Origin of the sequence: Nonomuraea rhodomycinica (assembly GCF_013363995.1) — a bacterium.
Lineage (GTDB): Bacteria > Actinomycetota > Actinomycetes > Streptosporangiales > Streptosporangiaceae > Nonomuraea > Nonomuraea rhodomycinica.
Genome location: NZ_JABWGO010000010.1, coordinates 104,398 through 117,567, shown reverse-complemented (window position 1 = coordinate 117,567; position 13,170 = coordinate 104,398). Strand labels below are relative to the sequence as shown.

The 13,170-nt window shown below is 72.3% G+C and carries 15 protein-coding genes; 5 read left to right on the top strand and 10 right to left on the bottom strand.

The genetic code is table 11. From position 1 onward, the window contains the following. The first annotated feature begins 35 nt into the window (after positions 1–35). Entirely contained in the window at positions 36–269 is a 234-nt protein-coding gene (locus HT134_RS32520; RefSeq protein WP_175604305.1) for a glutaredoxin family protein, read from the top strand. A gap of 26 nt (positions 270–295) precedes the next feature. Here HT134_RS32520 and HT134_RS32515 read toward each other — a convergent pair whose 3' ends face one another. Continuing rightward, complete coding sequence (locus HT134_RS32515) at positions 296–2,074, bottom strand: antibiotic biosynthesis monooxygenase (RefSeq protein ID WP_175604304.1); 1,779 nt, start codon at positions 2,072–2,074, stop codon at positions 296–298. Between the two features lie 178 nt (positions 2,075–2,252). Between HT134_RS32515 and HT134_RS32510 the strand changes: the two genes are divergently transcribed. The 3 genes from HT134_RS32510 (at position 2,253) to HT134_RS32500 (ending at position 4,622) form a co-directional block, all read left to right on the top strand. Beyond that, entirely contained in the window at positions 2,253–2,891 is a 639-nt protein-coding gene (locus HT134_RS32510; RefSeq protein WP_175604303.1) for a sigma-70 family RNA polymerase sigma factor, read from the top strand. A gap of 122 nt (positions 2,892–3,013) precedes the next feature. Next, positions 3,014–3,739, top strand: a complete 726-nt coding sequence (locus HT134_RS32505; protein ID WP_175604302.1) for a DUF5667 domain-containing protein — start codon at positions 3,014–3,016, stop codon at positions 3,737–3,739. A 10-nt stretch (positions 3,740–3,749) separates the two neighbouring features. Beyond that, the gene (locus HT134_RS32500; RefSeq protein WP_175604301.1) at positions 3,750–4,622 is read left to right on the top strand and encodes an HAD family hydrolase; all 873 of its coding nucleotides are present in this window, start codon (positions 3,750–3,752) and stop codon (positions 4,620–4,622) included. A gap of 2 nt (positions 4,623–4,624) precedes the next feature. Here the strand turns inward: HT134_RS32500 and HT134_RS32495 are convergent, their stop codons facing one another. The 9 genes from HT134_RS32495 to HT134_RS32455 all read right to left on the bottom strand — a co-directional run bounded on the left by HT134_RS32495 (position 4,625) and on the right by HT134_RS32455 (position 11,859). After that, entirely contained in the window at positions 4,625–5,617 is a 993-nt protein-coding gene (locus HT134_RS32495) for an LCP family protein (protein ID WP_175604300.1), read from the bottom strand. A 2-nt stretch (positions 5,618–5,619) separates the two neighbouring features. Continuing rightward, on the bottom strand, positions 5,620–6,204 hold the full coding sequence (locus HT134_RS32490; protein ID WP_175604299.1) for an RNA polymerase sigma factor: 585 nt from the start codon (positions 6,202–6,204) through the stop codon (positions 5,620–5,622). Between the two features lie 92 nt (positions 6,205–6,296). Next, complete coding sequence (locus tag HT134_RS32485; protein ID WP_175604298.1) at positions 6,297–7,091, bottom strand: SDR family NAD(P)-dependent oxidoreductase; 795 nt, start codon at positions 7,089–7,091, stop codon at positions 6,297–6,299. Between the two features lie 80 nt (positions 7,092–7,171). Beyond that, on the bottom strand, positions 7,172–8,080 hold the full coding sequence (locus HT134_RS32480) for a lysophospholipid acyltransferase family protein (RefSeq protein ID WP_376768133.1): 909 nt from the start codon (positions 8,078–8,080) through the stop codon (positions 7,172–7,174). Further along, on the bottom strand, positions 8,077–9,072 hold the full coding sequence (locus HT134_RS32475; protein ID WP_175604297.1) for an NAD-dependent epimerase/dehydratase family protein: 996 nt from the start codon (positions 9,070–9,072) through the stop codon (positions 8,077–8,079). The genes HT134_RS32480 and HT134_RS32475 overlap by 4 nt, the downstream gene beginning before the upstream one ends. A 24-nt stretch (positions 9,073–9,096) precedes the next feature. Further along, the gene (locus HT134_RS32470) at positions 9,097–9,195 is read right to left on the bottom strand and encodes a 30S ribosomal protein bS22 (RefSeq protein WP_018654693.1); all 99 of its coding nucleotides are present in this window, start codon (positions 9,193–9,195) and stop codon (positions 9,097–9,099) included. 173 nt (positions 9,196–9,368) lie between these two features. Next, positions 9,369–9,572, bottom strand: a complete 204-nt coding sequence (locus HT134_RS32465) for a helix-turn-helix domain-containing protein (RefSeq protein ID WP_043629748.1) — start codon at positions 9,570–9,572, stop codon at positions 9,369–9,371. A 310-nt stretch (positions 9,573–9,882) separates the two neighbouring features. Further along, complete coding sequence (locus HT134_RS32460; protein ID WP_175604296.1) at positions 9,883–10,665, bottom strand: phosphatase; 783 nt, start codon at positions 10,663–10,665, stop codon at positions 9,883–9,885. Positions 10,666–10,695: 30 nt separating this feature from the next. Continuing rightward, positions 10,696–11,859 carry an acetoin utilization protein AcuC gene (locus HT134_RS32455; RefSeq protein WP_175604295.1) on the bottom strand — a complete coding sequence of 388 codons (1,164 nt, stop codon included), beginning with the start codon at positions 11,857–11,859 and terminating at the stop codon, positions 10,696–10,698. Positions 11,860–12,005: 146 nt separating this feature from the next. On the opposite strand from HT134_RS32455, the gene HT134_RS32450 reads away from it, so the two are divergent. After that, positions 12,006–13,163 carry a sensor histidine kinase gene (locus tag HT134_RS32450; protein ID WP_175604294.1) on the top strand — a complete coding sequence of 386 codons (1,158 nt, stop codon included), beginning with the start codon at positions 12,006–12,008 and terminating at the stop codon, positions 13,161–13,163. Positions 13,164–13,170 lie beyond the last annotated feature (7 nt).

Genomic DNA, 13,170 nt, shown 5'->3' with positions numbered 1-13,170 from the left:
CAAAGTCAGCCGGTTCGGGACGCTACGGTGGGGCCATGCACAGCATCACCTTGCTCGGCCGGCCCGGCTGCCACCTCTGCGACGACGCGCGCGAGGTCATCGCGAGAGTCGCGGGAGAGCTGGGCGTGCCGTGGGAGGAGGTCGACATCGACTCCTCGGCCGAGCTGCGGGAGAAATACGGCGAGATGATTCCCGTCACACTCGTCGACGGGACCCAGCACGACTTCTGGCGCGTCTCGGAGGACCGCCTGCGCGCCGCCCTCTCCTGAGGCCGCGAGAGCGCCGCTGACGGCCCCTAGAACATCGCCGTGGGCAGGGGCACCACCTTGGCGGCGTTGACGTTGAGCTCGATGACGTTGGTGGCCAGCACCATGTTCTGGCGGTCGTTGACGAACCGCTCCACGTGCGGCTGGCGCTGGTGGTCGCGGTAGGCGACCTCGTCGCGGTACAGCTCGTAGACGATGCGCTGGAGCGGCGCGGACTTCACGGCGTGGCAGGCGTAGACGAGCGTGTCGGGCTCGCCGCGGCGCACGGCCTCGACGGTCTGCTCGGCGAGCCGGTCGAACGCCTCGCCCGAGCCGTCCATGAGCGTGAAGACGGTCAGCATGCCGTAGATGCTCGGTGAGGGCTTGCCGGAACCGGGCTGGGGCTGCGCCTGGGTCTGGGGCTGGGGCGGCTGCTGGGCGTGGCGCTGGGGGCCCGGCCCGGCGTGCTGGCCGCCGCCGAACAGCTCGGCGCCGGAGAAGAGCGCGCCGGTCGCGGGGCCGCCCGGCGGCATGCCGAGGTCGCCGCGCTGGTCGCGCAGGTCGTCGCGGGAGCGGCCGAAGCCCTCGGGACCGCCCAGGTCGTCGCGGGGCCGCCCGAAGCCTTCGGGACCGCCGGGCTCGTCGGGACGGCCGAAGCCCCCGAAGTCGTCGCGGCGGCCCAAGTCGTCACGGCGGCCGAAGTCGTCGGGACGGCCGAAGTCGTCAGGACGGCCGAAGCCCTTGAAGTCGTCCTGGCGGCCGGAGTCGGCGCGAAGGTCGCCGAAGCCGGGGTCGGTCCCGCCGTGCCGGCCGTTCATGATGTAGCCGGTCGAGGGGCCGTCCTCGGGGGGCACCCCGCGGGCGCCGAAGCCCGGCTCGCGGTCGCCCGCCCGGTACTCGGCCACCAGGTCGCCCAGGCCCGTCGCCCGCCGGGAGGGCCGCGTGGGCGGCGCGTCGGCCATGGAGGCCATGGCGCCCGTGGCCGGGGCGGAGCCCAGGGGCTCGGGCCGCACGCCGGGCGGGGCGTCGAGGCCCGGCTCGCCGCCGTGCCGGGCGGCCCGGCGGCCCCCCGCGCGCCCGCCCTCGGCCCGGCCGGGCTCGGTGCCGCGGTCGCGGACGTCCGCGCCGTCGAAGCCGTCCTCGTCCTCGTCGTCCTCGTACGGCGCCAGCGGGCGCAGCACGCAGTACCAGACGCCGGCGGCGGCCACCACGAGCAGCGCGGCCGTGAAGAACCCCGGCACGGCGAAGCGCATGGCGCCCACGACGGCCAGCGTGGACGGCACGACGACCAGCACCGCGTGCAGGTTGTCGGTGTCGTACTCGTCGCCGTTGCGCCATCGCAGCGCGGCCGTCACCAGTGCTCCGAGGAGCAACGCCGTCACGACGACGTGCGCGCCGACGAGCAGGTAGTCGGGGAAGATGCCCCAGTGCCCGTTGCCGGGGGGCAGGACCTTGGACATGCCGTCGCCGCCGATGACCGGGTCGGCGAGGAGGATGACGCCCGCCACGATCGTGAACGCGACGCCGAACAGCCAGGCGGCGAACTTCGGCGGCACCTTCTCGGCCAGCAGCTGGACCAGGCCGATGGCGAGCCAGAGCGGCGCCAGCAGCGATCCGGTGAGCTGGTAGAGCTTGAACGTGACGGGGCCGAAGCCCGCCAGGTAGCCGAGGCCGATCACGGCGAGTGAGAGGCAGAGCGCGACCGCCGCGGCGGTCCAGGCGATCAGCCACCCCTCGACCTCCTCACGCAACCGGCGCACGAGGGCGCCCGTGGCGATCGCGGCGAGGAGAGCACCGGCGAAGGCAATGACAGCAACGAGGATCTCCATGGTGACTCCAATGCTGCCGGACGATGCCTCCCAGCCGGTAGCCGAAGAGGGAACGGGTCGGTCCACACGGTATCCGCCGATTACGGCAAGTCATGCCTGCTGGACCTGGATTGTGGAATTTCGAGTTGATTTCTAGAGTGTTCGAGCACGCCGCACCCCTTACCCGTAGGGATACCGGATGCCTGACTCGTGGCCGTTCGCCGGGCTGCTTTCCCCAGCGGTCCCCGGCGCCGCCCGGACGTCCGAGCTCGCCGTACGCGAGGAGCTCCCCGACGACTTACGCCTGCTGGTGCTGCGCGCCAAGACTGGTGACACGGAGGCTTTTGGCACGCTCTACGACCGTTACGTTGGGCTGGTCTATCGCTACATCTACTTCCGGGTGGGCTCACATCCGCTGGCCGAGGACCTGACCAGCGAGACCTTCCTGCGCGCGTTACGCCGCATCGCCGGATTCACCTGGCAGGGGCGCGACTTCGGGGCCTGGCTCGTGACGATCGCGCGCAACCTGGTGACCGATCACTTCAAGTCGGGGCGCTACCGGCTGGAGATCCCGACGGGAGAGGTGATCGACGTCCCGCTCGACGGGGCGCACATCCCGGAGAACGCCGTGGTCACGGCCATCGTCAACGACCGGGTGCTGCGCGCGGTGCGCGAGCTCGGCCCGGAGCAGCAGGAGTGCGTGGTGCTGCGCTTCCTGCACGGCCTGTCGGTGGCCGAAACGGCGTTGATCATGGGAAAGAAGAGTGGAGCGATCAAAGCCCTGCAGTTCCGGGCGGTCAAGGCGCTGGCGCGCGCCCTCCGCCACGACCTCGCCTGACCCGCGACCCCGCATCATTCAAGACCTCGCGTCGTCCATGACCTTGCGTAACCTCCCATCGCGTCACTTCGTTAGTCATTTGTCACGACTGGATCATTTTCGGGGGATTTCAGGGAGCTGTCATGGGTTGGTCGCGCAGATCGCGCGAACGCGTGCTGGGTCACCTCACCGAGCTGCGGGAGCTGCCGCTCGGCGGCGGACCGAGCGACGCCTTCCGCGACCGGCTGCGTGACGAGCTCCTCGCCGCGAGTTCCGGCACCGCCGAGCACCCCCCGGGCGGCCTCCGCCCCGGCTCCTCCCGGCGCGGCCCCGGCGCGCGCACCCGCCCCTCCCGCCGCCGCCCCTCCCGCCGCCGCTCCGCCGGCCGCCGGGTGCGCGCGCGGCCGTTGCTGTCGCAGCTCGCCACGCTGGGCCTGGCGGCGGTCATGATGCTGTCGGCCTTCGCCACGTACCGAGCGGTGCCGGGCGACCCGCTCTACCCGCTCAAGCGCGCGGCCGAGAGCACCCTGGTCCGGCTCAGCGGCGACGACGTCGAGCGGGCCGAACGGGAGCTGGAGTCCGCCAAGGCCAGGGCCGAGGAGATGGCCGAGCTGCTCGGCTCCTCCCGCGAGAGCTCACCCGGCAAGGACGCGCTGGTCGGCAAGGCGCTCAGGGACATGGAGGAGTCCACCCGCTCCGGGATCACCAGGCTCGAACGCGTGCGGCCCCGCTCGCCGAAGATCAGCAGCTTCGCCCGGGACCAGCGCGACATGGTCGAGCCGATGCTGGAGCGGATGGCCGGCGACGACCAGGACCAGGCGACCGGATACCTCGATTACATCGAAGGACTGGCGGCTCCGCCTGGGTAAGCTGAACGGCATGCGGCTTATCCGACGACGGCGCGAGGTGGAGGCGGAGATCGCCGGCGAGGCCGCGGCGGCGGCCGCCGTGACGGCGCCCCCGGCCGACCCCGACCTGGAGGCGGCGGCGTTCTTCGACGTCGACAACACGATGATGCGCGGCGCCTCGATCTACCACTTCGCCCGGGGTCTGGCGACGCGCGGCATGTTCACGACGTCCGACCTGTTCAAGTTCGCCGTCGGCCAGGCGGTGTTCCGCCTGCGCGGCAACGAGAATCCCGAGCACATCGCCGTGGCCCGCGAGACCGCCCTCGCCTTCGTCGCCGGCGCCAAGGTCGACGACGTCGTACGGCTCGGCGAGGAGATCTACGACGAGGTCATGGCCGACCGCATCTGGGGCGGCACCCGCGCGCTCGCGCAGAGCCACCTCGACGCCGGCCAACGCGTCTGGCTGGTGACGGCCACCCCGGTCGAGCTGGCCCGGGTCATCGCGCAGCGGCTCGGCCTGACCGGAGCGCTCGGCACCGTCGCCGAGACCCGCGACGGCATCTACACCGGGCGGCTGGTCGGCGACCTGCTGCACGGCCCGGCCAAGGCCGAGGCGGTGCGGGCGCTGGCCCGCCGCGAGGGCCTCGACCTCACCCGCTGCACCGCCTACAGCGACTCGGCCAACGACCTGCCCATGCTGTCGCTGGTGGGCCACGCGATGGCCATCAACCCCGACACCGAGCTGCGCGAGCACGCCAAGCAGGTCGGCTGGCCGATCAAGGACTTCCGCACCGGCCGCAAGGCCACGCTGACCGCGCTGCCCATCGCCGCGGGCGTCGGGGCGGTGGCGGGCGGCGTGGCGGCGGGCATCGCGCTGCGCCGCCACTACCGCCCCCACCTGTAGGGCTAGCGCAGCCTCGCGAAGAGCCGACCGGCGTCCGGTTGCTTCCAGACGACCCGGTTGGGGTCGTCCGGGCTGGGCACCCACGGCACGGTGAGGAAACCCGTCAGCCGGGTGTCGCTCATGGAGACGGCGAGGTCGGCCATCGTCTCCAGGTCGAAGCCCTCGTCCGTCTTGATCGACTTACCGGCGACGCCGAGGAAGGCGCGCACCTTGGCGGGGTCGGTGAGCATCTTCTTCCCCTTGGCCAGCATCGCGCGCAGGAGCACCTGCTGACGCTTGATCCGCTGGATGTCGGAGCCGTCGCCGTACGAGCGCAGCCGCATGTACCCGAGCGCCTGCTGGCCGTTCAGCACGCTGGTGCCCGCCGGCAGCCTCAGCTTGGCCTTCGGGTCGTTCACGGGCTCCCTGAGCTTCACCTGGATGCCGCCGAGGGCGTCCACCACCTGCTTGAAGGCGGTGAAGTCCACCTCCATCATGTGGTCGATCCGCACGTCCGTCAGCGTCTCGACCGTCTTGACCGTGCAGGCCAGCCCGCCCTTGTCGAACGCCGAGTTGATCATGTCCTTCCTGGGCGGCTGTGACCCGCACCGCGGGATCTGCACGAGGGAGTCGCGCGGGATGCTGACCGCGGTGATCTCCTTGCGGTCGGCGGGCACGTGCACCAGCAGGATCGTGTCGGTGCGCGCCCCGTGCCGGAAGCGCTCCGAGCCCGCCTCGCCGTCGGTGCCGACGACCAGCACGTTGAGCGTGCCGGTCGTCACCTTCGCCGGCCGGGCCCCGGTCGGCGGGGCGACGGTCTGGTGGCCGCGCAGCACCAGCGTGGGCACCGCGACCGCGGCGGCGGTGGCGACGGCGGCCAGGCCGGTCACCAGCAGGCCCACTCTCCTCCGGCGCGGCTTCGCCTCGGTCAGGCGGTTGCGCTGCCGCGCGAGCGTGGCGGGCGGCTCGTGCTCCAGCGCGGCGCCGAAGTCGCGCAGCAGCTTCATGTCGTCCATCGTCACGCCTCCTCGTCGAGCAGCGGGTTCGTGTGGCCGAGCGCCGCGCGCACCTTCCGCCGGCCTCGGTTGAGGCGGGAGCGCACGGTGCCGACAGGGATGCCGAGGGCCTGCGCGGTCTCCTCGTACGTCAGGTCGCCCCAGGCGATGAGCAGCAGCACGTCGCGGTCCTTGGCCGGCAGGGCGGCCAGCGCTCCGGCCAGTTCGGGCCGCGCGGCCTGCGCGGAGACGCCGGCGGCGACCCGGTCGGCGGGCGAGTCCACGCGGTCCTCGACGGGCGCCCGCAGCAGGGCGCGGTAGCGGGCCGCCTCGGTGCGGCGGTGGCGCGAGATGAGCTTGGTGAGGATGCCGAACAGCCAGGGCCGCGCGTCGGCGTAGGCCAGGTCGTAGCTCCTGCGGCGGGAGAAGGCGACGAGGAACGTCTCGCCGACGAGGTCCTCCGCGGGCTCGGGGCCGAGGCGCTTGGAGACGTACCTGTAGAGCATGGCGGAGTAGCGGTCGAACAGTTCGGCGAACGCCTCCGGCTCGGTCCAGGAGGCGCTGACGAGCTCGGCGTCAGCGCCCCTGGTGGCGGGTTGCGTAATCATCTCCGCCCTTCGGTGGGGGAAGTCGGTCGGAGATGTCTCGCCACAACCCGCCGTCCGGGTTCACGCCGCGGTGACGGCGTGCCGGGCCGACCCTACAGCTCCTTGAGGAAGCCGCCGTCGACGACGACCTCGGAGCCCGTCGTGCTGCCGGAACGCGGGGACGCCAGCAGCGCCACCGCGTCGGCGACCTCCTGCGGGTGGACCAGGCGGCCGGTGACCATCCGCATCATCTGGGGGGCCACCGTGGAGATGACGCTGTCCTTGTCGGCGCCGGCCATCCCGGCGATGACGTCGGCCGCGCCGCCCTCCTTGGTCCACCAGTCGGTGAGCACGGCGCCGGGCAGGACGGTGTTCACCCGGATGCCCTGCGGGCCGTACTCCTCGGACAGGGCCTTGCCGACGTGGTCGAGCGCCGCCTTGGCCGCGCCGTAGTCGACGTTCATCGCCGACGGCTGCTTGCCCATCGTCGAGGAGACGTTCACGATGGCGCCGCCGCCGCGCTCCAGCATGACCGGCACGGCCGCCCGGACCATCCGGACCGCCGCGAACAGGTTGAACTCGAACATCTCCCGCCAGGCGGCGTCGTCGGGCGCCAGGAAGCCGACCCGCGGCAGCGTGACGCCGGGCGGCGGGCCGCCGGCGTTGTTGACCAGGATGTCCACCCCGCCGAACTCCTCCACCGCGGCGGCCACGACCCGGGCGGGCGCCTGCGGGTCCATCAGGTCGGCGGCCACGTGGACCACCTTGTCCGGCAGGTCGTCGGTGCGGGTGCGGGAGACCGCCACGACGTGCGCGCCCTCCTCGTGCAGGGTGCGTGCGACGGCCAGGCCGATGCCCTTGGAGGCGCCGGTCACGACGGCCACACGGCCGGAAAGCTGCAGGTCCACGATGTTTCCTCTGCGTCGGTGTGCTTGACGTCCTGAGGAACACCGGCCCCTCGCGACCGGTTGCGGGCCGTCGGGAAAATCTAGAGAAAAGGCGGGAACGCGTGACCGCGGCGCAGCCGCAGCTCGTTGAGCATCTGCTGGATGACCTCGCGGACGTGGTCGGTCAGCTCGAAGACCACCATCGGGTCGTCGGCGGCCGACGCGTCGTACTCGTCGGTGCGGATCGGCTCGCCGAACTCGATCATCCACTTCGACGGCAGCGGCACCAGCCCGAGCGGGCCGAGCAGCGGGAAGAACGGCGTGATCGGCAGGTAGGGCAGCCCGAGCAGCCGCGCCAGGGTCGGCAGGTCGCCGATCTTCGGGTAGATCTCCTCGGCCCCCACGACGGCGGTCGGCACGATCGGCACGCCCGCCCTGATGGCCGAGGCCACGAAGCCGCCCCGGCCGAAGCGCTGCAGCTTGTAACGCTCGGAGTAGGGCTTGCCCACGCCCTTGAAGCCCTCGGGGAACACCCCGACCAGCTCGCCCTTGCGCAGCAGCCGGTCGGCGTCCTCGGGGCAGGCCAGCGTGTGGCCGGTCTTGCGCGACAGGTGACCGAGCACGGGGAGCTGGTAGACCAGGTCGGCGCCGAGCAGGCGCAGCGGCCGGCCCGCCTCGTCGTGCAGCGCCACCTGCATCATGAGCGCGTCGACCGGGAGCGTGCCGGAGTGGTTGGCGACGACGAGCGCGCCGCCGTCGGCGGGCACGTTCTTCAGCTCGACGGTCTCGACCCGGAACCAGTGGCGGTAGAGGGGCCGGATCAGCTCCAGCATCACCTTGTCGGTGAGCTCGGCGTCGTAGCCGAACTCGTCGACCTCGTAGTCGCCGGTGATGCGCCGCCGCAGGAAGGCCAGCGCCTCCGCGAGCGGGTCGGGCCGGTCGGACTGGTCGTAGGAGGGGGCGGCGGTGATCGGGACCACCCGCGCCTCCTCGTGGTCCGGGACGCTCACCTGCGGGCACCTCCGAGCGGGCGAAGCCTCCGCGACCGCAGGAAGTCGTCGAACGCCGCGCCGGTCGTGAACTTGGGCTTCCAGCCGAGCTCGGCCTCCAGCCGGGAGCAGTCGACCACGCGGCCGTGGCTCATCAGCCGCACCTGCTCGGGCGAGTAGTCGACCAGCCCCGCCCGGCGCGCGGCGTCGCCCAGCATGCGGAAGGCCGGCGCGAGCAGCGGCATCGACGCCCTGCCCGCGCGGCGCGCGCACTGCGACAGCAGCAGCACGCCGGCCCCGGCCACGTTGAACGTGCCGGGGTGGTCCTCCGTCGCCATCCGGCGCAGCACCTCGACCGCGTCGTCCTCGTGGACGAACTGCAGCCGCGGGTCGAAGCCGAACACCGTCGGCAGCACCGGCTGGGTGAAGTACCGGGTCAGCGGCGAGTCGACGCCCGGACCCATGAAGTTGGCGAAGCGCAGCAGCGAGACCGTGATGTCGGGACGGCGGCGCGCGAAACCGCGCACGTAGCCCTCCACCTCGGCCGCGTCCTTGGCGTAGCCGTGGACCGGGCCGTCGTGGGGCTCCAGGTCCTCGGTGAACACCGCGGGATCCCGGGGCGACGACCCGTAGACGGCCGTGGTGGAGCGCACCACGACGCGCCGCACGGTGGCCGACCGCTGGCACGCGCCGAGCAGTTGCATGGCGCCGATGACGTTGTGCTCCTTCATCAGCGCCCGCCCGGTGGTGCGCGAGGGAGCGCTCACCAGGCTCATGTGCACGACGGTGTCGATGTCAGCGGCCGCGATCACCTGAGCGATGTCGGGGCTGCGCAGATCCACCCGGACGAACTCCGTCCGGCCGAGGGAGATGCCGCCGTCCCGCGTGAGGGAGGGGGGCGGCACGGTGTCGACTCCGATGACGCGGCTGATGTCCGGGTCTGCCGCCAGAACGCTCGCCACCCGGGCGCCGATATGGCGCGAGACCCCGGTGACGAGCACGGTGTGGGTCATCAGCGCCTCGCAGCTGCGTGTGTCTTACTTCTTGTTACGCCGCTGGATGCGCGTCTTCTTGAGCAGCTTGCGGTGCTTCTTCTTGGCCATCCGCTTGCGGCGCTTCTTGATCACAGAGCCCACGGGACCCCCAGTGCTGGTAGCAAGTACGACGGTGTGCGAGCGCACACCGGCTCACAGACTACCGGCGATCCACGGTAGATCGCCCCAGGGGGGGCGAGAGCCCGGCCGCGTGGCGCCGGCCAGGCCTCTCCCGCGTCGGCACTCGCGGTGTGTCGCACACCGCTACTCCAGCATCAGCCTGCCTCGATGTAGGCCTCCCGCAGATAGTCGTGGACCGCCTGCTCGGGCACTCTGAAGGACCGGCCGACTCGGATGGCCGGCAGCTCACCGGAGTGCACCAGCCGGTACACGGTCATCTTGGACACCCGCATGACCGTGGCGACTTCTGCCACGGTCAGGAACTTCACCTCGCTGAGAGGTCTTTCGCCTGCAGCCATCGGACGCCTCTTCCGCACGTGTTTCCGGGTTATCCCCACTGGTGCCATTGCTCACGCACGTGTACTGCTGTCAGCGTAAGACGGGACTCCGAGTCGGCAAACCCCCTAGTTTCTCAGTTGGCGGAGCCCTCTGTCAGCCGAACCAGCGAAATGGCTGGCCAGCGCCGCTGCCGTGCACCTCGCCTGGACTTGGAACCGTCCAACTCGTCACACATAGAGTCGCCCAGGACGCGTCAAAAGTTGGCAAAGGGACAGCGAGCCTCTTGGAATGCAGGCGCGAAAAGACGGTATCGGGAGGGCCGAATTGAACTCAAAGGGCTCGTGTGACCAGAGTGACGAGGCGTTCGGTCAGCGGAGCGTAATAGCGGGGTAGCACGTTGTCGTCGAGCGGGACGACCACGTCGATCTTGCCCTCGGCCTCGCCCACGAACAGGCCGGGGTCGTTGCTGTCGGCGAAGGCCACCGTGGGCACGCCGGCCTCACCGGCGGCCCCCGCCCAGCCGTGGTCGGCGATGACGAGGTCCGGCGGCGCGTCGCCCAGCTCGGCGAGCATCCACTCCATCGGGGCCGCGTCGTGGGTGTGGACGAAGCCGCCCTTGTCGTCGAGCATCGCCACGTCGTCGAGGTAGCGCAGCCGGCGCGGCCGGCCGAAGCCCGACCCGGAGTACGTCCAGCCCTCGGCGGGCGTCAGCAGGGTCGCGCCGCGCTCGGCGGCGAGGCGGGCGAGCGGCAGGTGGACGGCCAGCAGGCCGGTCGGATGGCCGGTGGCGAACAGCAGCCTCGGGCGCTCGCGCGACAGCGCGGCGGCGATGCGCTCGGCCATGGCGTCGAGGGCCTCGATCGTGAGGTCGGGGTCGATGGTGTCCTGTCCCCAGCGGTGGCCGGGATCGGCGACCACGCCCGCGGACTTGGCCATCAGCTCCAGGACGTCCCGGAACGACCAGGGCTGCTCGCAGGTCAGGCCGAGCAGGTAGTACGGGTCGCCGTTGGCCAGGGAGCTGTAGTGGTCGAGGTTGTTCTCGCGGGGGGTCGCGACATCGCCGGCGATGCGGGTGCGCACCAGATGCTCGCGGAGTTCGTCGCGGCTCAGCACTGCTCTTCCTCGTCAGGGCATGGGGGCTCGTCAGGGCATGGGATCGAGGCCGTGCAGGGGGAAGACCGCGTTGCGGGTCGCCATGATCGCACGGTCTATGGGATCTCCTGGGTCATAACCACCGGAAAGTGAGCGAAATTCCGGATTGCGGCCGTCTGTCATGGTGAGCGGCGGGGTCTCCCCCGTGCGCTCCCGCGCGAGACGCCGCCACTCCTCTCCGGTCGGCGTGGCCGGGTCGAGCGGATGCCCCGCGACCTCCGCGATCAGGTGCGTCCACGCCCGCGGCACCACCTGCACCAGCTCGTAACCGCCGCCGCCGGTGACGATCCACCGGCCGCCCGCCGTCTCGTGGGCCAGCCGGTGCAGCGCCGCGTACGCGGCGCGCTGTCCGTCGACGCTGAGCATGAGGTTGGCCAGCGGGTCGAGGGCGTGGCTGTCGCAGCCGTGCTGGGTGACCAGCACCTCCGGACGGAACTCACGCAGCAGCGGCGGCACGACCGCGTCGAAGGCCCGCAGCCACCCGGCGTCGCCGCACCCCGCCGGGAGCGCCACGTTGACGGCCGTGCCCTCAGCGCCGGTCTCCTCCGCGAAGCCCGTGCCGGGGAAGAGCGTGCGGGGGCTCTCGTGCAGGCTGATCGTCAGCACACGGGGATCGCCGTAGAAGGCCGCCTGCACGCCGTCGCCGTGGTGGACGTCGACGTCCACGTACGCGACCCGGGTGGCGCCCCGCGCCAGCAGCCAGGCGATGGCCAGCGCCGGGTCGTTGTAGACGCAGAAGCCGCTGGCCGTGGCGGCCATGGCGTGGTGCAGGCCGCCCGCCACGTTGACCGCGTGCTCGGCCGTGCCCTCCCAGACCGCCCGCGCGGCGGCCAGGGAGGCGCCGGCGATCAGCGCGGAGGCCTCGTGGACGCCGCGGAAGGCGGGGTTGTCCGGTGTGCCGAGACCCGCCGACAGGTCGGGCGCGCCGGTGGCCGAGACCCGCTTGACCGCCTCGATGTAGCCGCGCTCGTGGACCATGGCCAGCTCGTCGTCGCCCGCCGGCGCGCACCCGGCCGTCTCCACCTTGTCGAGCACGCCCAGCTCGCGGGCCAGCGCCATCGTCAGCTCGACCCGGACGGGCGCGAGCGGATGACCGGGACCGAAGTTGTATGAGGTGAGAGCGTCGTCCCAGATGACCCGTGCTGTCCGACTCATAGCTCTCCCGTTCCCTCGCCTTGGGGCGACGTTACCGCAGCGTCCCCCGGCCGGGCCCACGTGGCGGCACCCGTTGATCAAGGTGAGACGTCGCCGCTCCCCGCTCGCCCCCGCCCGCGCGGACACGGCCCGCATAAGCTCAGATCATGGCTCCCCTCCGGCCGGCGGCCCGGCGCGCCGCGGCCGCGTGGCGCTTCTTCAGGCGCCCCTGGGTCTTCGACGTCGCGCTCGTCGCCGTGCTGGCCCTGATCGGGTGCGCCGGCCTGGTGTCGGTCGTCCTGGCGGGCCATCCCCAGCTCGCGGCCGGCGCCGCCCACTACGTGGTCTCCACGATCCCGCTGCTCGTCCGGCGCCGTCACCCGGACCACGCCCTCGCCCTCGTCGCGGCGCTCGACCTGATGGGCCTGGCCACCGGCCTCATCGTGGGACCGAACGTCCCCGTGGCGGTCGCCCTCTACAGCGTCGGCCGCTACACCAGGGGCAGGACGGCCGTCTGGCTCACCGCCGCGGCGGTGGTCGTCTACAACGCCGCGATCATGATCGCCGTGGACACCAGCAGCGTCTGGGTGACCAACGCGTTCGTGTTCCTCGCCTCCATGGGCGTGGGGCAGTTCGCCCGCGTCCGCGCCGAGCTCAGGGAGCGCGACCGCACGGAGGCGGCCGAGGCCGCGGTCCGCGCCGAGCGGCGGCGCATCGCGCGCGAACTGCACGACGTCGTCGCGCACCACCTCAGCGTGATCAACGCCCTGGTCGGCGGCGCCCGCGCCACGCTCCCGCCCGGCCACGACGTCACCCGCGAGGCCCTGTCCGGCGCCGAGCAGACCGCCCGGCAGGCGCTGGCCGAGATGCGCCAGCTCCTGTACGTCCTGCGGGCCGGCGACGGCGACGGGGCCGACGCCGCCACGGGCGTCGGCGCCGACCGCCTGCCCGCGCTGGTCGAGGAGGCCCGCACCGCCGGCCTCCCGGCCGAGCTGACCGTGACCGGCGCGGCCGTGCCCCTGCCGGCGGCCGTGGACCACGCCGTGTACCGGATCGTCCAGGAGGCGCTGACCAACACCCGCAAGCACGCGCCGGGCGCGCGGGCCCGGATCCTGCTCGCGTACGAGCGGGAGAGGGTCGAGGTGGAGGTCCTGGACGACGGCGCGGACGGCGCCCGGCCCGACGGGCCGCCCGGGTTCGGGCTCGGCGGCATGGCCGAGCGCGTGGCCCTGTGCGGCGGCGAGTTACGCGCGGGCCACCGCCCGGAAGGCGGCTTCCGGGTGCGCGCCCGCATCCCTCTGGAGATCCCCCTGGAGCAGGCATGACCCCCGT